Genomic DNA, 20,858 nt, shown 5'->3' with positions numbered 1-20,858 from the left:
CAGAGCCCGGAATCGGGTCAAGGGACTGGTCCCTTGCAGGTTCTTAGGGCAGCGCCCTGAGCCCCCGGAGGGCCTTCCGTCTTATATATTTGCAATTTTCAAGGTTCGTTTTAGCCTGTTTTTTTCGGCCCAGTTTTTCATAGATTACTTGACACTACCCGATCACATACTTGTTGATAAACACGTTGGATTTCTTCTTTAGTTGCCAGTAAATCCGAAAAAGCACTTGCACTTCCAGCTGAAACGCCCATATGAAATGCATATTCATAATTCTGTTTCTCCATCCATCCCGCAACAAATCCTGCCACCATTGAGTCGCCTGCACCAACAGCATTTTTTAATACTCCTTTAGGTGCGGACGTAGCATAAATCTTTCCATTTTCCGCAGCCAAAACCGCTCCTTCGCCAGCCATAGATACTAATACGTTAGCAGCTCCCATTTCCTGAAGTCTTTTAGCATAAGGGATAACTTCCTCTCTTGTCTTTAATTCCACCTGAAATATCTCCCCCAATTCATGGTTATTCGGTTTCACCAAAAACGGATGGTATTCCAATACATTTAACAACAGCTCCCGAGTCGCATCCACGACACATGTAACCCCTCTTCCCTGAAGCTTATCCATGATTCTCCGGTAAATATCATCAGGCATCGTACTCGGAATACTTCCTGCTAAAATCAAGATGTCATCCTTCCCCAGAATATCCAGTTTCTTCATTAGTTGTTCAACCGCTTCTTCATTAATATCAGGACCAGATCCATTAATCTCCATTCCATCAATCGATTTTAGCTTCAGATTAATTCTTGATATTCCATGATCAAGTTCAATAAAATCCGATTTTACTCCTGACAATTTCATACATCTGATAATCTCTTTACCAGTAAACCCGGCAACAAATCCCAATGCGGTATTCTCAATTCCAAGATTTCCAAGTACAGTTGATACATTGATTCCTTTTCCTCCCGGAAGAAGTAACTCAGAATTCGTACGATTGGTCAAACCCAATCTAAAATTGTCAACAGAAACAATGTAATCCAGCGATGGATTAAACGTAACCGTATAAATCATCTTTTTACCTCCTGTCTTTTTTATGATTGTATTATATCTTCATTTTCAGTCATAGTCAATCATACTAATCCGCAAACATTCAATTTCTGTTTTAGATATATTGCACAAATTTGATTTATTTTGATTATTTATGATTGTTTTGTCTTTTCTCCGTTTTCGCAGAAACAGAGGTGGGGACAGAAGCAGAGGTGGGGACAGCATCGCTACGATAATTCCGGTAATCATAACCCAAATAACCTGTACCGTCACAGAAGCATTCGGTACCGCAAACAGGAGTATTCCGGTAATCGGCAAGAGCACTGCCGACAAAAGCATCCATGGACGTGCTTTTCCTTCTTTTGTCTTTGTACGATCGATCAGCTGTCCCATTGCGATGTTTGTAACTGCATCAATTACTTTGGACAGAATCGGAAATACCATCAAGAATGCACCGCCCCAGACGCCTGTAAGCTTCAGTACATCCGTATAATAGACATTTAGATAAGATGCAAGTACTGCATTCAGCAAGAGTGCTCCTGCCGGTCCCACCAAATACCCCAACCATTTCTCACCTTTTGTCACATCTGCCGATTTGATCCGGCTGGCCGGAAGCCAATTCTTTTTTGTATCCCTCATTTTTATCTTCTCCTTATTTTATATAGCTTGCTATCATTATTTTCCCACCATTGCTGCAATCCCCTTAAGATAGTGTCCATTAGCCATCTGAAGTAATCCCTTCGCAAGTGAATCATTCATTGTACCTCCACTGTTAATGACCGCTGCACGAAGCGGACAGTCCACCGCACAGATCAGTGTCATGCGATAAGACGGATTTGACATATCTTTTTTTCCGCCATAACTTTTTGCAATAATATTTTCCGTTACTTTATACTGAATCTTCATGACAACAAAACTGTCTTTCATCTCCATACAGGTATTATCCAAAGTAAAATGCCCTTTCTTCGGTTCCTCTGTCACAGGTACTGCATGTCCCATCAGTTTTTCCCATTCCTCACGCCCCGGAAGTCCTTTGGCCTTTTCATACCAGCTTCCTTTTTGCCATGCCGGAGCTTCGATGTTCTCCCCGCTCACTTTCACTGTTTGCGTAAGTAAAAGATTTCTGCTTGAAGAGCCAATCATCACCACATAGTCACCTTCCGGAATCCTCCACCCTTGATTCCAGATGGCAAAGCTTCTCTCATCCAATGTAAAGCATACTGTTTGTGCTTCACCCGGCTGTAATTCTACGCGAGCAAACCCTTTCAGTTCTTTCTTCGGTCTGAAAATTCCCTCTTCCGGTGGAGCAATATAAAGCTGTACGACCTCCGCTCCGGCTATCGCTCCGGTATTTTTGATTGTAACAGACACCTGCTGCTCTTGAATCTTCATATCACTGTAGGCAAATGTGGTATAAGAAAGTCCATATCCAAATGGATAGCGTACCTCTTTATCTGCCTTGTCATAATAGCGGTATCCCACATAGATACCTTCCCGGTATTCTACATTTTTCTTTTCAAACGTCTCCCTTGAAGCCACATCCTGATAGGACAGCGGCCAGGTTTCTGTCAATTTTCCGGACGGAACTGCTTTTCCCGTCAGCAGATTATATGCCGCCTCTCCTCCTGCCTGACCGGGGAGTCCCATGTACAGAATTGCTTTCACTTTTTCTTCCCACGGAATCTCCATGGCACTCCCGCCAAGAAGAAGGACGACCGTATTGTCATTTACGGAAGAAACCGCTTCGATCATTCGGTTATGCCCCTTAGGAAGCATCATATTCTCCCGGTCAAGAGCCTCCGATTCATAAGCATCCGGAAGTCCTGCAACGACCACAGCTATTTCATGCTTTGCAGCCGCTTCCTTTGCCGCTTTCAACGATTCCTCTGTCACATTTCCATCCGCGTCGCAACATGCCACGTATGGGATTTGCATTTTCCGCCAGTCATTGGATGCTAGAATTTCATCCCGATTATCGGAAATACTATGAAAATATCCATACCTGCTGCATGATGCTGAAAGACTACATGAGCAGTGACGACGGCCAGGAACTCCGGCTTCTCCTTCAGGATGCCTTCGACGGATACTGTGATTTCGAATCCAGCAGCTATGGTGAACTGGAAATTGCCGCTTCCTTCCAGGGAAGTGTCTATGCACTGCTGCAGCCGGAAGAGATAAAACAGTTTTTGTGTCATACGGGGACAGGTTCCGTGACTCATAAATGAGTCACGGAACCTGTCCCCTTGGTCAATCCATTTAGGGGTTGTTGTTTAGATGAATCACAGATATAATGAAAGTGTATCTATAATATGAACCCAAAAGGAGGGGAAATATGGCAAGAACAGTCTCCATAGGTTATCAGGAATTTGACGAATTAATATCACAGAACTTTTTCTATATTGATAAAACACATTTCATCAAGGAATGGTGGAATAGTGGTGATAAAGTGACTTTGATTACCCGTCCCAGGCGATTTGGGAAAACCCTCACGATGAGTATGACAGAGCAATTTTTCTCCGTAGATTATGCTGAAAAATCAGCATTATTTGCTAATTTAGCCATTTGGAAGGACAAAGATTTTCAAGCTCTTCAAGGAAGTTACCCGGTTATATATCTTACATTTGCAAATGTAAAAGAGTCCACTTTTCGCGCAACAAAGCGCAGATTAGGTCAGATTATAACAGATTTGTATAATAAAAACAGATTTCTTCTGGAAAGTGATTATTCTTCTTGACGAATACGATACTCCAATGCAAGAGGCTTATGTTAACGATTATTGGAATAACTTAACTGATTATATGAGAAGCATGTTTAATGCCACCTTTAAAACCAATCCCTATCTGGAACGTGCAGTCATGACAGGCATAACCAGAATCAGCCGTGAATCGATTTTTTCAGATTTAAACAATCTGAAAGTAATTACTGCCACTTCAGATGAATATGCCGACTGCTTTGGTTTCACAGAAGAAGAGGTCTTTTCTGCATTAAAAGAGTATGGATTAACTGATAAAATGCCAGAAGTCAAACAATGGTATGATGGATTCACTTTTGGAAATGTATCCGACATTTACAATCCCTGGTCTATCATTAATTACCTGGATACCCTGAAATTGCGTCCTTTCTGGGCAAACACAAGTTCCAATGCTCTGATTGAAAAACTGATTCGTGAGGGAAGCAAAACTATAAAACAGAAATTTGAACAGTTATTGCATGGGGAAACGATAAGAGAGAGCATCGATGAACAGATTGTGTATAATCAGCTTTCTATGAAAGAAAGTGCTATATGGAGCCTCTTATTGGCAAGCGGCTACTTAAAGGTTACAGATACCGAATTCAGGGAATCTACCGGACAAATGTATTACGATCTGGCCTTAACCAACAAAGAATCCTATATCATGTTTACCAACATGGTACATGGATGGTTTGCCGAATCGGACAGCAGTTACAATGATTTTGTAAAAGCAATGCTGTTAGATGATATCGAAGCCATGAACCATTACATGAATCAGGTTGCGCTCATTACTTTCAGCGCCTTTGATACCGGAAAACATCCTGCAAGGAAATCCGAACCCGAACGTTTCTATCACGGCTTTGTGTTAGGACTGATGGTGGATTTAGCTGATCAATACACAATTACTTCTAATCGTGAAAGTGGATTTGGCAGATATGATGTCCTTCTGGAACTCAAAACGGATGAATCCGATGCGATTATCATTGAATTCAAAGTAAGAAATCCGCAAAGGGAAAAATCGTTGCAGGATACTGCGCAAAATGCTTTGCTGCAGATTGAAGAAAAACAATACGCAGAGGCTCTGATCGCCAAAGGGATCCCGGCAGAGCGGATCCGCAAATATGGCTTTGCATTTGAAGGGAAAACCGTCCTGATTGAAAAGCTATCATGATTCTCACAATCACATAATACAGGCAGCCCCCTCTCCGTTATTCGGTAAGAAATAATCGAATATACGAAGAGGGTTTTATATGTTCATTTATCTCCTTATTTACTATTCTCATTCTTATGCATCCCAAAATAGAATATTACATTTAGAACAATTCCAAACATAGTAGCAGCCGGTGCGGCAAAACCGATTTTTGTTAAGCTTGCGTTGGGCTGAATACTCATATAATATGCCAACGGAAGACGTACAAGCAGTGTCTGCACTAACCCCTGTATCATCACCCAAAGCGTTTTGTCATGCCCATTGAAATAGCCTACCATGCTGAACAGAATCGCAGTGACTATCGTTTCCAAAGCAAATCCTTTTAAATAGTCAAACCCATTTTGAACGACCGCCGCGTCCGTGGTAAAGATTCCGGTCAAAAGGTCTCCCCTAAACAGTATGAATATAAATACGAAACAACCGATTGTCAAACCGATGCCAATGCCTGTAAACATTGCTTTTTTGGCACGTTTTTCATTCCCTGCACCCACATTCTGCGAAACAAAAGATGCCATCGACTGCATCAGCGAACTTGGTATCAGCAATGCAAAATTTACAATCTTGCATGCTACGCCATATCCTGAAGACGCCTCTAAGCCCAGTCTGTTGACAAATGCACAAAGAGCAAGAAATGACATCTGTGTGAGACACTCCTGAAGTGCAAGCGGAAATCCGATCTTAAGTGCCCGCCTGCATTGACTGTTTACACAAAAATCTTCTTTCGAAATCTTAAATGGCAGTTCCTTTTTAACAAGCAGGAACAATGCAAAAACAACACTGATCGCCTGTGCAGAAACCGTTGCAATCGCTGCACCCGCAGCATCCAGATGAAATCCTGCCACCAGTACCAGGTCACCTATAACATTAACCACACATGCTACTGCCACAAAAATCAAAGGTGATCTGCTGTCTCCAAGTCCTCTGAAAATTGCAGCCAGAACATTATAAGCAACAATAAAAAATATACCCGCCCCACAGATACGCACATACACAGAAGTTAATCCAATTGCCTCCTCAGGCGCCTGCATAAGCAATGAAATCGGACGCGAGAAGCATACCATTAGAACAAAAAGCACTGCTGATATAATAGCAAATACGATTGTTGCTCCTCCGACCAAAGAGCCGATCTGCTCCTCTTTCTTTTCGCCTATGAACCTTGCGATTAGAACAGTAATTCCCATCGCAAGCTGTACAATAATAAACGTAACAAGATTCAGCACCTGACTTCCTGTAGATACTGCTGAAAGCCCCGAAGTAGTCCCGAACCTCCCCACCACCATCAAGTCTACCGCCCCGTAAGCCGCTTGTAAAATAAGTGCTCCCAGTATCGGTATCATAAAAGTGATTAATTTTTTAATAATACTCCCCTGCGTAAAATCCGAATTGGAATTATTCAAGATGAATCCTCCTTTCACACATAACCTGATACAATTTCTTTATAGTAGAAATCATACAATCAGCCTCTTCTTCTGAAATATGGTCTAAATACTTCGACAGTTCACTATAATACCTTCTATCGTATTTATCAGACAGTTTTTCTCCTTCTTCTGTAATAGAAATATAAGTGATACGTCCATCTTCTTCCGATGAAGATTTAGCAAGATAACCTTTTGCCACCATTTCCTTAACCGTTCTGGTAACTCCCGGTCTCGGAAGGTTCAGTTCCTCGCTGACATCCGAAATTTTCACTTTTCTATTTTGAGCTTCCAGTTTATGAATCGTATCCAAAAACTGGATATAAGAAGGTGCTACCCCATCCGGTAATTCAGGAAGCATATCCCGGATTCTTTTTGCCATATAACAGGCATCCATCATTCTTTTTATTTTTTCAGTTTCCATAAACCCTCTCTTTATTGCCGCTATTAGTTACCATTGGTAATTATATGGTGTAGTTCTTTTATTGTCAAGTCAAATTCTGTACTTATTCTATTCTTCTCTTTTTTGCACTAAATCCGGTTGTACCATTCTTTTCCTATCCACCGGTACTATTCAATATGTTTGCCATTTCCATTCAGTCATTTTCGCTATTCATCAACACTATACAGGCAACCCAATAAAAAGAAAAACACCGAAGCATGATAGCCATTTTCATACCTCGGCGTTTTTCTAGCCTATACATCCATACATTACTTCCGATTGGCGATTTAGCAAAGCGCTCCCCCTAATGCTCTGCAGGCCTCCAAAGCTTCCTCATTCGGTGCTTCATTGCAAATCACACTCTCGCATGCAAGCACTGCTCCGGCGCTGCCGCAGGCATCTTCCCAACTTCGCATCCATTCACCGTCGCCCCATCCGTAAGAACCGAATAAAGCAACTTTTTTCCCACCAAGTGCTCCTTCGCAGGCATCCCACATCGGCTGGAATTCTGTTTCCTCCAACACCTCCGCTCCCATAGCCGGGCACCCGAATGCAATCGCATCATATTGCTTTACCATAGAAGCACCAAACTCCGACGCTGCAAATAATGCGGCTTCTGCTGCTTTTTCCTTAATTCCTTCCATTACGGCGTATGCCATCTGTTCGGTATTGCCGGTTCCACTCCAAAAAACAACTGCAATTTTACTCATATTGTATACCAACCTTTCTTAGTTTCTATCATCAAACAGCTACTGTGAGCCGTTCAATACTTTTGCCGTTTGCCCATTGAGAGCAATATACGTCTGTACATTTTTTATAGCGTGCAAATTGTTTTTTTGCACTTTTTTCATCTCCATATACTTTCCAGCATCCTACAAATTTATAACCTTCGGCATGATTTTCGTTAAATCCACGCACATCCTCGGGCGGATATCCCAGAAACAGTCCGATTTCATGCGGGAAATCCCCCGACTCCTGCAAACGTCTGCTTAACCGTACCACACATTTGTCACAGTCCCCGGTGGAATATCCACATGCTCTCAGAATTTCCCCTGCCTCTTCTACAGCCAGATCATTTTCCAATTTGTCAGGACGATAAAGGTAGATCAGTACCCGCTGTTCACATACCTGAATCGGGATCACCCGTATTCCCTTCGGTGCAAGTCGTTTGTTCAATGATCGCACTGCCAGAATCAACTCTTTTTTATCCGAACACGGACAGTTGAACAAGTTGCCGGTCTTTAACCCTGCCAATGTGGGTGAACAATGACGGACAATCATTTCATCAGACATACTGCTTCCTCCTGTTTGATATTATCATCTAAAATATTATTGAGCGCCGACATAGAACTGGTATGTGACCGCACCACCTTTACATCAAGTCCTTTTGTTTCATTCAACGCATTTCGCACCATTTTGTGTGATACTGTGCTGGTAAATAATACCATCAGATCGGGACATCCGATTCCTTTCAAACTGCTTTTCTGTTTTGGAAATACTTTCGCATCACACTGATATTCCTGGCATAGATCCTTGTACTGACGAACCATGCATTCATTTCCTCCGATAATCACTACGCTCATTTTATGTATCTCCTTTCTTTTGTTAGCTTTGCCTAACATCGGGTTTTAAAGAAAACGCCATGTAGGCGTTTCTTTGTCTTAATTTGTATAGCCATTCAGTACGGATATAAACATTTAAGTTAGCTTTTACTAACTATTTATATATTATCTGTTTCTGTTCCCATTGTCAATCCATATTCTCGTATTGATTATTTTTCTCATTTCTGTTGCAGGATCATCTGTTTACTGACCGATCGCAGTTGCAGTATGTGCAATATAAATTTCCCGAATCTTAGCGATTCCTCCAAGATCTGCGAGGTGTGTCGGCTGAACGACCAGATTCTTTACACCATTTGCGACAGTGCGCTCCAGTGCCTGATCCATATTATCAATGCATTCTCCGTCTCTGGCCTGAATATGATTGATAATGATCTGCGCGGTAAAGGCTCTTCTTACACTGTTCATCCGTCTCATCCGTTCTTTGCTGTATGTAGATTGCATCAATTCAGCGCTGCCACCTCATCCGCAGCCTTCTGATCCTCGTTTTCTGTACTTTCTTCCTCGTCGTTTTCTACTGTTGTTTCCGCATTTTCATCGCTTTTTCCGGAACATCCTGACAGAACCAGGGTGCCAACCAGCGAAACAGCTCCATTATGATCGGTTGCGACCAGTTACTCGTGATCTGTGGGTCCTTCCCCACTCCGTTTTTCAATAGGCAGGTCTCCTGGCTTACGGATCTTAATCCAAAGCCGCCTTCCCAATTGCTCAGTGACATAAATGGCCTTGCACTCCCCGCTCACAGTGACGAGTTTGTACAGGATTTGCACCTGTTTCCCTTTTTATCGGACAACCGGTAATTGTCTGAACCTATCGAGCTTAACATATCATATTCTGCAAAAAATATAAAGACTCCGGAAATAGAAATATCTTACAGAAGGGAAAGCAGGAGCAAGGGTACTGATGAGTATCCCCTTGCTCCTGCTCTTTGCGCTCACCTTATATTCCTTTGCTACTATTTATTCTTCTTCTCCTTCGCCAGTAATGCTGCCCCCAGCGCGCCGGCATATCGTCCGTTTTCGGTAGGTTCCACCGTCTTTCTGATTTTCGCAGAAAGGATTCTGGTAAAATATGTACTGTGACTCAACCCTCCTGTCAGAATAATCTTATCTGACAGTGCCTTCTTCTGGCTCAACTGTGCCACCTTAGATGCTACGGAATCAACGACCCCCGCCGCAATATCTTCACGATTTTTCCCGACACCGATATAATTGATGACTTCGGACTCTGCAAATACGGTGCAAAGAGAACTGATTGGTAAGACTGTTCCGCTTTCAGCCATATCAAAAAGCTCCTGAAGCGTGATTCCGAGACGATTTGCCATAATTTCCAAAAACTTTCCGGTCCCGGCGGAACATTTATCATTCATCAGGAAATCCTGCACGGTTCCGTTCTCGACCAGGATTACTTTGGTATCCTGTCCGCCCACATCAATAATCGTACAATTATCTCCTGCCATCTGTCTTCCGCCTCTTGCATGACATGTTATTTCGGTAATCACATAATCTGCAAAATCTACAGCAATTCTTCCATATCCGGTCGCTGCAACTTTTGTCTCATCAGACATGACATCCACTCCTTCTGCAAGAAGTTTCTCCTTGATAAGTAAGGTGGTCTCCTTGCTGCTCCATCCTGTAGGCAGTACAAATTGAAGCTCCTTATCCCCGATCACAGCAACTTTGGATGCTGTGGATCCGATATCTATTCCAACGTAATTCATATTCCTACCTCTTCTAACAATATTGATCTCTGTGTGGATTCAGATCCATTTCCACTTCGGTGATTTTCAAGATCTCTATATCATGTTCACGAATACACTGCCGGATCACCTCAAGATCTTCTTCTTTCACCATTAGTGAAATACCGCAGCATTTACTCGCACTTCTGGGGGTCGGAGCAATCACTGCCCAAACCCCCAGTTTTTTTAATTCTTTATAGAGACGCATTCCATTATCATGATTGGGAAACAATACATAATGCTGTATTTTCTGCATAGCTCTATGTTCCTCACATTTTTTAATTATTCAGCATTTCCACAAATGCACTGACTCTGGTACGAAGCTGCTGTGCATCACTGTCTGTATAATCTGTCTCAATTCCAAGAACCGGAATACCTGCTTCTTTCATCGCACGTTCTACAAAGTAGCCTTCTGTATCGTACAGATTACAGAATTTCAGATTCACATCAATGATACCGTCAACCTTGTACTCTTTCGCAAGACGTAAAATGTCATCAATTCTTGCGTGATTCGGCGTGAAGCAAGCACAGTTGATATTCATATACCGCTCAGAAAGAGCCATGATCTGGTCTTCCAGCGTTTCTTTTGTCTCATCCACATAGTTCTCGAAGTAGCGTGTTCCCGTACACATTTCTTCACATACCACAACCGCTCCGCTTGTCTCTACGATATTATGAAGCTTCCAGTTCGGAATTGCAAGCGGTGTTCCAGTCAGCATGATACGTTTCGTACCTGCGGGAACGACGCTGACACCATCCTTGATACGCTGTTCAAGCTCATCACAGAGCTTATTCGTCATCTGGGTAAATCTTGCCGGATCATCATAGAAAGCAATCTGGGAAATCACAAGCGCATCTGTACCGCTGATCGGAAGTGTCTCGCTCTTACGGCATTCATACAGTCTTGCGAGTGCTTTTCTCTTGTTATTGATCAGCTTAATGCTATCAGCCAGTTTTTCAGCCGTTACTTTATTTCCGGTAAATTCTTCTACCTTGTCTTTCAGAGCCGTAATTTCTTCTGCCCATGCTTTGACATCTTTTGCCCGCTTCATCTGCGGAAGATCCATAACATATACCGGAACGTCTTCAGAAAGAATTTCCCAAGCCTTTTTCTTACCGTCGCAGGTTGTCTCCCCGATATACATATCTGCGATTCGGAAGAATGGACAGGTACGATCCAGTCTTGCTCCAACAGATGCTTTGATCAGCGGACAGGTATTGGTCGGAAGCACTCGTTCGCCTCCCGGTACCCAGAACTGAGATCCCCCACACAGTCCTGTTGCAATTGCATCCGCTGCGAAAATAATCTCATCCGGAACATAGATACAGAAAGTTCCGAATACTTTCCCGCCCTTTTTCTGATGCTCAATCAGTTCCGCCGGTCTGATTCCGTGAATATCCGCTACAACCATGTTATAGTAATCCATTCCCTCCGGTCTGTTCTCCTGTGATAAAAACACATCCCCGAATGCCTGTGGAAGTACCGCACACAACTGGTCATGCAGTTCCAGATTCATCCCCAGTTCTTCCCACATTTTGCGATTATCAGCCATTTTGCTTGTCCTCCTTAATAAAATTATTTCTCAATAAAACTCTAACTATAGAGTATCATTTTTTGGGAGTACAGGCAATTTCATTCCCTGATTTATCCATTGATATTTATAATGCACATCACTATATATAGTTATCATCTATATGTGTCACTTTATAAGATTTTTAGGATACCTTCTACACAACGATCAATTTCCGAAAACGTATTGCTGGCACTAAATGCAAATCGGACCGTTCCCTGCGGAAAGGTATGGAGAGACTGATGAGCTGCCGGCGCACAGTGGAGCCCGACTCTTGTCATCACACCGCATTCCTGTTCCAGTTCAAATGCCGCAACCGCATTATCGATTGTCAGGAAATCCAGCGAGACAACCGCCACTCTGTCTTGCACATCTTTTCTTCCTACAATGCGCACCTGTGGAATCCTTTTGACTTCGTTCAGTAAATATTCCGTCAGTTCCATCTTTTTATCATGAATCGCTTTCAGTCCCTGCTCCCGGATATAGTCAAGTGACGCATGAAGCCCTATGATTCCGGGCAGATTCATGGTTCCACTCTCATATTTATCCGGCAGATAATCCGGCATCAGAAGGGAATCGGACTGACTTCCGGTTCCTCCGGCAATATACGGCTCCATTTTCTTATCCAGCCGTTCGGATATGAGAAATCCTCCGATCCCCTGCGGTCCCAGTAATCCTTTGTGCGCCGTAAATGCCAGAAAATCAACCTGACACTCCTGCATGTCTACCGGAAGCGTCCCGGCACTCTGTGCCGTATCTACTGCAAAGAATAATCCATACTCTTTGCAGATACTTCCAATCTCACGAATCGGCACAACCGTTCCGCACACATTCGATGCGTGCGTCATGATAACTGCCTTCGTATTTATCCGGATCCGTTCTCTCAAATCTTCCGGATCAAGATTTCCTTCTTCATCCACCGGAACAATATCGTAGTCCACACCTGCCAATTTCATCTGTTCCAGCGGACGCATCACAGCATTATGTTCCAGACCGCTTACCAGAACATGATCTCCGTTTTTTAAAAATCCCTTGATAAAATAATTCAGCGAATAGGTGATTCCCGGCGTAAAAATCACATTTCTTGAATCGGTTCCATGGAACAACTGTACAAGCTGATCCCTTGTCTCCAGTACAACACTTTCCACTTCATACGCCCCTGCATAATTTCCCCGGTTGATATTAAATGCTCCATTTTTCAAGAGCTCCGAAACTGCTTCCTGTACTCCCGGAGCCTTTGGCCATGAAGTACTGCCGTTGTCAAAATAGATTTTTTCTTCCATACCATTTCTCCATATGTTTTTTTCTATATTAACACAGTCTCTATCGTTATAGCAAATTTAAAAAATTCACTTGGATTCTCTCCAAGTGAATTCAAACTCCGCCTTATTTATCCTTTTTCCCACAGCTCTGGCTGCAGTGTCCGCAGTCACATCCACAGCAGCTTTTCCCATTTTTCTTATTTCTTCTCAGGATCGCGACCGCACCGCCCACAATGACCACTACCAAAAGAATAACGATTATATCTGCAATATTCATTTCAAACCTCCTGTTTTACATACCATCCTTGATACAGATCATCCACTTTACATCCCGACTGCAATACAGATAAATCTTGCAATAAATGCTGCAATCCAGGCAACCGCGCACTGCCAGAAGACAACGCCGACCGCCCATTTTGCGCCCAACTCCCGCTTGATGGAAGCAATGGCAGCAACACAAGGTGTATATAAAAGAGAAAACACCAGCATCGTTGCTGCGGAAACGGTCGAGATTGCAGTCTGAATACTGCTGCCAAACAGGATTTCCATAGTAGACACTACACTCTCCTTGGCCATAAATCCACTGATCAGAGATGTTACGATCCTCCAGTCGCCAAGTCCGAGCGGAGCAAGTACCGGAGCAATCCATCCGGAAATCATCGCCATCAGGCTATCAGAAGAATCCGCCACCATGTTCAGATGCAGGTCAAAGCTCTGCAGGAACCATACCACGATTGTTGCAATCAAGATTACGCTAAACGCTTTGCTTAAAAAATCTTTTGCCTTTTCCCACAAAAGCTGTGCCACATTTTTCACGCCGGGCATTCGATAATTCGGAAGCTCCATAACAAAAGGAACCGCTTCTCCTTTGAATAACGTATTCTTAAATAGAAGCGCAACCAGTATCCCGACCGCGATTCCAAGAAGATAGAGCCCCGTCATAATAAAGCCACCTTTCCCTGGGAAAAACGCGCTCACGAAGAACACATAAATCGGCAGCTTTGCTGTACAACTCATAAACGGAGTCAGGAAAATCGTCATTTTTCGGTCCCGCTTACTCGGGAGTGTTCTGGTCGCCATGACCGCCGGAACCGTACATCCAAATCCAATCAGCATTGGCACAATGCTTCGTCCTGAAAGGCCGATCTTGCGCAGAAGTTTATCCATGAAAAATGCAACTCTGGCCACATAACCACTGTCTTCCATAATGGAAAGAAAGAAGAACAACGTAACAACAATCGGCAGAAAACTAAGAACACTTCCAACGCCACCGAAAATACCATCAATCACAAGCCCATGGAGTGCATGATTCACATGAGCTGCCGTCATCCACTGATCCACTGCTGCGGTCAGTGCCTCAATCCCGGATTCCAGAAGCCCTTGCAAAAAGGCCCCGATCACATTGAATGTCAGAAAGAATACCGCTCCCATGATTGCGACAAAGCATGGAATCGCTGTCCATTTTCCCGTAAGGATACGGTCGATTTTTTCCGAACGTAAACGTTCCTTGCTTTCTTTCGGTTTCTTTACAGTACGTTCGCATACATACTCAATGAAATCAAAACGCATATCCGCAATGGCAGCACTTCGATCCATGCCTCCCTCTTTTTCCATCTGTACCACGATATGCTCGATCATATCCATCTCGTTCTGATCCAGCTGAAGCTGTTCCAGAATCAGAGAATCTCCCTCGATGACTTTCGTTGCCGAGAAGCGAAGCGGCAACCCGGCTCTTTCCGTGTGATCCTCAATGATTGATTCAACAGCATGAATCGCACGATGAATCGCTCCGCCATGGTCATCCTTGCTGCAGAAATCCTGTTTCTGCGGACGTTCCTGATATTTTGCAATATGCACCGCATGTTCAATCAGTTCCCGCACCCCTTCATTTTTAGCCGCTGAAATCGGGATTACCGGCACCCCCAGCAACGCTTCCATTCCATTAATATCAATGGCGCCATTATTATTCATCACTTCATCCATCATATTCAGGGCAATAACCATTGGAATATGCATTTCCAGCAGCTGCATGGTAAGATATAGATTCCGTTCAATATTCGTAGCATCCACAATATTAATGATTGCTTTCGGATTATCAGCAAGCACAAAATTTCTGGAGACAATTTCCTCGCTGGTGTATGGGGACATCGAGTAAATCCCCGGAAGATCTGTCACTCTTGTATTCGGATGCCCTTTGATCGGACCATCCTTACGGTCTACCGTAACTCCCGGAAAATTTCCCACATGCTGATTGGCTCCCGTAAGCTGGTTGAATAAGGTCGTCTTTCCACAGTTCTGGTTTCCCACAAGTGCATATGTAAGTAAGGTATCCTCAGGAAGCGGATCTCCATCCCCTTTGGCATGATATTTTCCGTCTTCTCCAAGTCCCGGATGCTCGGAAGGATATATCTTCTCAATCCGGCTGTGCTGGTTCGTCCGCTCCTTGATCGGCTGAATATCGATCTGGTCTGCATCCGCCAGGCGAAGAGTCAGCTCATACCCATGAATCTGTAGTTCCATCGGATCGCCCATGGGCGCAAACTTCACGACAGTCACTTCCGCTCCGGGAATCACACCCATATCCAGAAAGTGCTGTCTCAGTGCGCCTTCTCCGCCCACTTTCGTAATGACAGCACTCTCACCGATCTTCAGATTCTTTAGTGTCATTAAAAACACCCCCACTTTCTATATAAAATGAATGATAATTTTTTTCAATTAAGTTATATCACACTAACACAAATTCGTCAAGACTATATAAAATTAGTCGGACATTTTTACACTTTTCAGGCAATACACAACTAACATTCCAAAGACTGCTGCCGATAATACATTTCCAAAATACTTGATATACTTTGGAGCCGGTTTGTCAGCCGGAAATAGTATAAATGGTAAAAAATGCCTGAATCGGATTAAAAGCGCCAAGCAGCAGATTCACCGCTACAAATTCTGTCGAACCGGCGAAAATTGGGACTGTATAGGGAAGGGCTGTTTTGAAGGCTTTGCGTTTCATCATGTTCTCCTTGATATTATGTCAATTTGGTAATAAATGTATTAAACCGTAAGTGATTATATCATTGCATAATCAATTTTTCCAACCTATCTATAAGCTCTACTGTTAGATAATCTTTATTCTGAATGCCCGCAAGAAATATTAAAACTCAGAAATGGTTCACTGGACCATTTTTCGGAACTATGCAACACGCCATGCAACACGAAATAGAAAAAACCCCGTATTTACGAGGTTTTTTTCATGCCGCAGACCTTCATCTAACATATACTCTATGTGATTACATATAGCGTAAATAAGGCATTTATAGTACTCGTACATGTATGTATTTTAACATATAAATGCAATAAAAATCACCTTTCCCCCCCCCCTTTTTTTTAGATATGTAGCTAACACAATACGTATCATCGAACTTTATCGAAACACATCTATTTTTATCGAAAATGTCACATATCGCAACATTTGTGCTACACTACAATTACAAGATAGCTATGTTGTACAGATCGATTCAGTAACTAAAAGAGAGCGGAATTGGAGTTAGGGGAAGCAGTCGCACATGCTCCCCTTTCTCCATTTTTTATTTCCTATCTACTATGCAGCTATTCCAACCAGATTCGTACCGCTTCAATTCGTTTAGACTGTCCGGTCGTTCCTGCCATCTCGCCATCTTTTCTTACGCCCTGCCAGCCGATATCCTGGACGTGGGCTTCGTAGTAGAGCTTCTTATCCGGTACGCCTTCCAGGTGCAATCTGAATGCTTCCAGTCTTAAGGACTTCCCGATCGTTCCAATCAGAGTATCCGGTTCGATATTATCAAGGTGTACCGTTCCGATATTCTGCACATGGAAATCACCGGACAATTTCGCATCCGGATATTTCTCACGGATTGTTCTCAGATCGATCAACAGTGCTTCCAGTCTGGTAGAAAATCCGGTTGTGCCTGCAGTCTGGCCATCATGCACCGGATTCAGCCAGCCAAGGTTCTGACAGTGCGCGCGGTACCAGAGCTGATTGCTGTTCTTCGCATTTCCGGGAATCTGTTTGGCCGTTTTCTGTTCTTTATACGCGATTCCGAGGTATTCCAGAATCGCTTTTGCGTAAGCTACGCCAAATGCTTGCTGTTCTCCGACTGTATCAAAGATATCATTATCTTTATCATTGTCAATGAATCCAACCTCTGAAAGCACAGCTGTCATATTTGTCGCCTTGATGAACCACAGATGATTTCCAGATTTTACTCCTCTGCTGTTCTGGCCAAGTGCCTTTGTGTACTTCTCACAGAGCTGGGCGAGCTTCAGTCCGTTCGCATCTCCCTGCCAATAAAATGATTCCGATCCATCCCCGCCGCCAGCGTTTGTGTGAAAGCTTACCGCCACATCTGCCTTAGAGGCATTCGCTTCTTTCACTTCCTGCGTAACTGGGTCATTCTCGTCTTTTACACGGCTGCATACAACTTCCACACCATGTCTGATCAGTTCATTTCTACATGCAAGCATTACATTCAGATTGATTGCTTTCTCTTTCATGCCATAAGCACATGCTCCCGGATCTGTTCCTCCATGCCCCGCTGATAAAAATACTTTTGCCATACTTTTTCTCCTTTCCGTGCGACGTCGCACATAAAAAGAGGACGATGTTACTCGCCCTCGACCTCTGGGATTCCGGCTACGCTGGTAAGAACAGAAAGTACTCCTGCCAGCACTGCCGCTGACGCTACATACTTCCAGTCCACCTGCCCCATAGCTGCAGCTGCTCCGATTCCGGCAATGCCTGCCTGCGCCATCGTCTTTACTGCCCGGACCGCCGCCGCTTTCGCCCATTTTTTTGTGTTTACCGATACTTTAAGTACGCAATTTTTAAACATGCTTATTCTCCTTTCTTTGGCTCTGTTGGTAAATCCATCAACGCTTCATACAGATTAGTTCCTACGCCATTCCCTTTTAGTGCATGATATTCTCTGTATTCGTCCTCTAGACTCTGTTTTACATAGATTGGACAATAACCTAAATCATCATGGTACTTATTGTACAAGCGGATGAGGTCTGCCCGAAGCAAAGCCCGGATACCTTTTCTTGTAGCCAAAACCTGCCTGCCGAGATAAATCATGCAGGTCGATACAAATGTAATTAACTGCCAGTTTTCTGAGATAAATTTAATCACTTTCGTTTCTCCTGTCTTAATTTTCCGCATAAAAATAAGACCTCTACGGTCTCGCTCTGATTTCCATATTCGATTCTCTGACGCTAAACACCTTTTGTAACAATAACATTCAAAGCATTCAAACCACTTGGAAGACCTGATAATGTACCATAAGAATTTAGTCCCCATGTCACAGAAGTTTTTGTTGGTGTACCATATGATGTACCTGTATAATATCCATCACCACAAAACGCATATACTGTTTTTTGATACATTCCTGACGATTTATAACCATAACCCCAAACTTTAATTGTTCCGCCTGTACGTTTAAAATTTAATGCTGTACTTGCAGATGTAATGTGATATGCTTCACAATTATCATCAGAAACAACAGTTCCACCTGATTCCATTGTCCCTGTGAGTTTTAGACCATTAGCAGAAGTGAATGTTTTACCTTTTGCTACATCAGAAGCTAAAGCATCACCAAATTCACTCTGTTTAGCTAATAAACTATATACTGTTCCCTGTCTAATAATAGTGTCATATTTTGCTTCACCACTTAATTTCACATAATTATTAGACGCTGTGATATACTTATCAACAGTAGTTGAGTTACTGTACAAGTTATTTTCTTTAAGATTTCCTGTCACCAATTCACCATTTGCACTATGAGCCGTAATACCTTCTGCAAGGTCACTTGCACTCACAGTGTCCTCAGTTAAATCTACAAGCACAGTAGCACCATATACTACTTTATTTACTGCCATATACTACACCTCTTTAACCAATTGTTACTGTTTTACCACCTGCACTGTTGTCTGATTCAACATAAGGAATTGCATTCACAGTGACCTGTGACAAATGTGTATATCCATCATCAGGAAGAACAGTCTGTGAAACTGTGGAAGGTGTTACAGTTTTAGACTGTGCTTTTACACCTTCACTTCCTGACATAGTTCCTTCTACACCAAGTATTGTTACACCATCCCTGATGTTTGCAGGAATCAATTTATCCTGTTCTGTTTTTGTGATCTTAACAGTTCCTGATCCATCATGATAACCCTGTGGAACTGTGTACACACCATCTTTTGTGCTGATTTCACCAGTGACAGCACCATTATTAGGCATTGTTCCAGTCAGCTTTGTTCCTCTTGCATATGCTGTTTTACCAGTAAGCATTTCAGCAACTGCAACAGTAGCATCACCTGAATTCACATCAAAATCACATGTTCCTTCAATGGATGCACCACTTTTGTCATGTGTAGTGAATCCTGAAAGAATTTTATCTGCTGTGACAGTGTCACCTGTCAAATCAATTAAAACTTTTCCACCATAAACAACTTTATTTACTGCCATTTTTTACACCTCTTATCATCCAATTGTTACTGTATTTCCGCCAAAATCATTTGAAACTTCGAAATAAGGTATAGCAAGAACTTCCACATCATCATTCATGAATTTCTGATTTGTTGGAAGAACCTGCTTTTCAACCTTTGGAATAACCTGATAATCACCATCATATCTTTCCACAGTATGTGAAATGATCTGTTGATAATTTGCAAAAGTAAGTCCCAATCTATTCCCATTGTCATTGAAATTCAATGGGATATACTGTTCTTCACACCTGAATGAAATATCAATCTTCATTATATTTCACCATCTTTCAAAATCCTGTTTGTGTCCACAGTAATGATGTCAGATGCAAGTGCAGTTCCATCATGCGTTCTGATCCTGACCTGAATTTCTGTTTTTATTCCACTTTTTAGTTCCAATGTTTCACGCTGCGTCAGCTTTATGACAATAGTCTGGTCTTTCGCATCGCATTCATCCAATGTTTTCTCAATGACTATTAAATGCCTTTGAGAAAATGCAATAGATGCCTTTTCAATCAGATCAACACTGAATGGGATTCCAAATTCTAATGTTGGGGTTGTTCCTCTTATCATGATATCTTTATCGCCTCCAGCAATAATGTGTACGTTCTTCCGCGAATATATAATTTTCTACAAAAAAATACCGCTTTTAAGTATCCTGTTGTCCCTGGAACCATGCATGAAAAATCACAGGACGGATCCGTTTGAATGGATTGCCCTGCGACTGTAAATTTCAACTCTCTCATTTTATCAGCCCCTTATCGACGCTCTTCACTGCATGAAACGTCCACCTTATCTGACCACAGACTGTAAGTCTCATCCTCGCCAAATGCTCGTACCCTCACAGTAGCTCCGTTCATGCCTTCCTCGATAAATTTATTGTAGCGGCTGTTTGCGTAAAGCCAGTTCCCTTTCGCATTATAGGTTTCTTTCGTGCCATCCGGTTTCGTGATCTCCACTTTGTAGGAAGTCGCACCTTCGACCTTACACCATGTAATCGTGCAAAACGAATAGTTAGTATGTGTTCGGCATTCTGCGTGCCATACCACCGGCTTGTCCAGAATCATTTTCTCAATCTGCTTCTGTGCCGCCTGATTGACTGCTTCTTTCATTTCATCAGATAGCTCCACGTGGATATCCGGAATCTCCGGCATGTCTACGTCATACCGCGGCGTAAATCCTGCCTGCGCGGACATGGAGCAGGTTAATAATAATGTTAATACCAGTGTTACGATTCTTCTTTTCTTTCTCATATTATTTCTTCCTCCTTTTCACATTCTCCCCAGGCGCGGATCAATATTTTAAAAT

At 42.8% G+C, this 20,858-nt stretch carries 24 protein-coding genes, 3 pseudogenes and 1 riboswitch; of the genes and pseudogenes, 2 read left to right on the top strand and 25 right to left on the bottom strand.

What is annotated here, in order from left to right; all coding sequences use genetic code 11:
- Positions 1–137 precede the first annotated feature (137 nt).
- From pfkB to ACTNB3_RS16295, 3 genes are read right to left on the bottom strand one after another with little or no spacing between them, the layout of a single operon-like run.
- Positions 138–1,067, bottom strand: coding sequence for a 1-phosphofructokinase (pfkB, locus tag ACTNB3_RS16305; RefSeq protein WP_441026908.1), 930 nt, complete (start codon positions 1,065–1,067; stop codon positions 138–140).
- Positions 1,068–1,112: 45 nt separating this feature from the next.
- Positions 1,113–1,682, bottom strand: coding sequence for an MFS transporter (locus tag ACTNB3_RS16300; RefSeq protein ID WP_427820801.1), 570 nt, complete (start codon positions 1,680–1,682; stop codon positions 1,113–1,115).
- A 36-nt stretch (positions 1,683–1,718) separates the two neighbouring features.
- On the bottom strand, positions 1,719–2,963 hold the full coding sequence (locus ACTNB3_RS16295; RefSeq protein ID WP_441026906.1) for a glycoside hydrolase family 3 C-terminal domain-containing protein: 1,245 nt from the start codon (positions 2,961–2,963) through the stop codon (positions 1,719–1,721).
- A gap of 2 nt (positions 2,964–2,965) precedes the next feature.
- On the opposite strand from ACTNB3_RS16295, the gene ACTNB3_RS16290 reads away from it, so the two are divergent.
- A complete protein-coding gene (locus tag ACTNB3_RS16290; RefSeq protein ID WP_441026904.1) occupies positions 2,966–3,268 on the top strand; it encodes a hypothetical protein in 303 nt (100 codons plus the stop codon).
- 107 nt (positions 3,269–3,375) lie between these two features.
- A pseudogene (locus ACTNB3_RS16285) lies at positions 3,376–4,945 on the top strand (AAA family ATPase).
- A gap of 95 nt (positions 4,946–5,040) precedes the next feature.
- Here ACTNB3_RS16285 and ACTNB3_RS16280 read toward each other — a convergent pair.
- The 22 genes and pseudogenes from ACTNB3_RS16280 to ACTNB3_RS16175 all read right to left on the bottom strand — a co-directional run bounded on the left by ACTNB3_RS16280 (position 5,041) and on the right by ACTNB3_RS16175 (position 20,803).
- A complete protein-coding gene (locus tag ACTNB3_RS16280) occupies positions 5,041–6,381 on the bottom strand; it encodes an MATE family efflux transporter (RefSeq protein ID WP_441026902.1) in 1,341 nt (446 codons plus the stop codon).
- On the bottom strand, positions 6,374–6,823 hold the full coding sequence (locus tag ACTNB3_RS16275; RefSeq protein WP_441026900.1) for a MarR family winged helix-turn-helix transcriptional regulator: 450 nt from the start codon (positions 6,821–6,823) through the stop codon (positions 6,374–6,376). The genes ACTNB3_RS16280 and ACTNB3_RS16275 overlap by 8 nt, the downstream gene beginning before the upstream one ends.
- Before the next feature lie 305 nt (positions 6,824–7,128).
- A complete protein-coding gene (locus ACTNB3_RS16270; protein ID WP_427808753.1) occupies positions 7,129–7,551 on the bottom strand; it encodes a flavodoxin in 423 nt (140 codons plus the stop codon).
- Positions 7,552–7,582: 31 nt separating this feature from the next.
- Positions 7,583–8,134, bottom strand: coding sequence for a DUF3793 family protein (locus tag ACTNB3_RS16265; protein WP_441026898.1), 552 nt, complete (start codon positions 8,132–8,134; stop codon positions 7,583–7,585).
- Positions 8,119–8,424 carry a DUF2325 domain-containing protein gene (locus ACTNB3_RS16260; RefSeq protein ID WP_441026896.1) on the bottom strand — a complete coding sequence of 102 codons (306 nt, stop codon included), beginning with the start codon at positions 8,422–8,424 and terminating at the stop codon, positions 8,119–8,121. The genes ACTNB3_RS16265 and ACTNB3_RS16260 overlap by 16 nt, the downstream gene beginning before the upstream one ends.
- A gap of 294 nt (positions 8,425–8,718) precedes the next feature.
- Positions 8,719–8,862: pseudogene (locus tag ACTNB3_RS16255) on the bottom strand (sirohydrochlorin cobaltochelatase); the annotation flags it as partial.
- 238 nt (positions 8,863–9,100) lie between these two features.
- A riboswitch (cobalamin riboswitch) is annotated at positions 9,101–9,289 on the bottom strand.
- Between the two features lie 126 nt (positions 9,290–9,415).
- Positions 9,416–10,180 (bottom strand): acyl-CoA dehydratase activase, encoded by a 765-nt coding sequence (locus ACTNB3_RS16250; protein ID WP_427808759.1) that lies wholly within the window; start codon positions 10,178–10,180, stop codon positions 9,416–9,418.
- A gap of 13 nt (positions 10,181–10,193) precedes the next feature.
- Entirely contained in the window at positions 10,194–10,454 is a 261-nt protein-coding gene (locus ACTNB3_RS16245) for a DUF3343 domain-containing protein (protein ID WP_427808760.1), read from the bottom strand.
- Between the two features lie 22 nt (positions 10,455–10,476).
- Positions 10,477–11,751 carry a double-cubane-cluster-containing anaerobic reductase gene (locus tag ACTNB3_RS16240; RefSeq protein ID WP_427820805.1) on the bottom strand — a complete coding sequence of 425 codons (1,275 nt, stop codon included), beginning with the start codon at positions 11,749–11,751 and terminating at the stop codon, positions 10,477–10,479.
- A gap of 152 nt (positions 11,752–11,903) precedes the next feature.
- Entirely contained in the window at positions 11,904–13,052 is a 1,149-nt protein-coding gene (locus ACTNB3_RS16235) for an aminotransferase class V-fold PLP-dependent enzyme (protein WP_441026894.1), read from the bottom strand.
- 103 nt (positions 13,053–13,155) lie between these two features.
- Complete coding sequence (locus ACTNB3_RS16230) at positions 13,156–13,308, bottom strand: FeoB-associated Cys-rich membrane protein (protein ID WP_427808763.1); 153 nt, start codon at positions 13,306–13,308, stop codon at positions 13,156–13,158.
- A 47-nt stretch (positions 13,309–13,355) separates the two neighbouring features.
- Positions 13,356–15,698, bottom strand: coding sequence for a ferrous iron transport protein B (gene feoB / locus ACTNB3_RS16225; RefSeq protein WP_427808764.1), 2,343 nt, complete (start codon positions 15,696–15,698; stop codon positions 13,356–13,358).
- A 93-nt stretch (positions 15,699–15,791) separates the two neighbouring features.
- Complete coding sequence (locus ACTNB3_RS16220) at positions 15,792–15,953, bottom strand: AzlD domain-containing protein (protein WP_441026892.1); 162 nt, start codon at positions 15,951–15,953, stop codon at positions 15,792–15,794.
- A pseudogene (locus tag ACTNB3_RS16215) lies at positions 15,922–16,041 on the bottom strand (branched-chain amino acid transporter AzlC); the annotation flags it as partial. The pseudogene ACTNB3_RS16215 and the gene ACTNB3_RS16220, both read right to left, overlap by 32 nt.
- A gap of 596 nt (positions 16,042–16,637) precedes the next feature.
- Positions 16,638–17,627: an N-acetylmuramoyl-L-alanine amidase gene (locus tag ACTNB3_RS16210; RefSeq protein WP_441026890.1), complete on the bottom strand. Its 990-nt coding sequence runs from the start codon at positions 17,625–17,627 to the stop codon at positions 16,638–16,640.
- Positions 17,628–17,674: 47 nt separating this feature from the next.
- Positions 17,675–17,902, bottom strand: coding sequence for a holin (locus ACTNB3_RS16205; protein ID WP_441026888.1), 228 nt, complete (start codon positions 17,900–17,902; stop codon positions 17,675–17,677).
- Positions 17,903–17,904: 2 nt separating this feature from the next.
- On the bottom strand, positions 17,905–18,198 hold the full coding sequence (locus tag ACTNB3_RS16200) for a hypothetical protein (protein WP_441026886.1): 294 nt from the start codon (positions 18,196–18,198) through the stop codon (positions 17,905–17,907).
- An 83-nt stretch (positions 18,199–18,281) separates the two neighbouring features.
- Positions 18,282–18,944, bottom strand: a complete 663-nt coding sequence (locus tag ACTNB3_RS16195) for a hypothetical protein (RefSeq protein ID WP_441026884.1) — start codon at positions 18,942–18,944, stop codon at positions 18,282–18,284.
- A gap of 13 nt (positions 18,945–18,957) precedes the next feature.
- Positions 18,958–19,533, bottom strand: coding sequence for a hypothetical protein (locus ACTNB3_RS16190; RefSeq protein ID WP_441026882.1), 576 nt, complete (start codon positions 19,531–19,533; stop codon positions 18,958–18,960).
- A 15-nt stretch (positions 19,534–19,548) separates the two neighbouring features.
- Positions 19,549–19,824, bottom strand: coding sequence for a hypothetical protein (locus ACTNB3_RS16185; protein ID WP_441026880.1), 276 nt, complete (start codon positions 19,822–19,824; stop codon positions 19,549–19,551).
- Positions 19,824–20,123 (bottom strand): hypothetical protein, encoded by a 300-nt coding sequence (locus tag ACTNB3_RS16180; protein WP_441026878.1) that lies wholly within the window; start codon positions 20,121–20,123, stop codon positions 19,824–19,826. The genes ACTNB3_RS16185 and ACTNB3_RS16180 overlap by 1 nt, the downstream gene beginning before the upstream one ends.
- A gap of 185 nt (positions 20,124–20,308) precedes the next feature.
- The gene (locus tag ACTNB3_RS16175) at positions 20,309–20,803 is read right to left on the bottom strand and encodes a hypothetical protein (RefSeq protein ID WP_441026877.1); all 495 of its coding nucleotides are present in this window, start codon (positions 20,801–20,803) and stop codon (positions 20,309–20,311) included.
- Positions 20,804–20,858: the final 55 nt, after the last annotated feature.

Source organism: Bariatricus sp. HCP28S3_D3 (genome assembly GCF_052065755.1).
Lineage (GTDB): Bacteria > Bacillota > Clostridia > Lachnospirales > Lachnospiraceae > Allocoprococcus.
The sequence above is the reverse complement of the archived record's forward strand: the minus strand, read 5'-3'. Positions and strand labels throughout refer to the sequence as shown.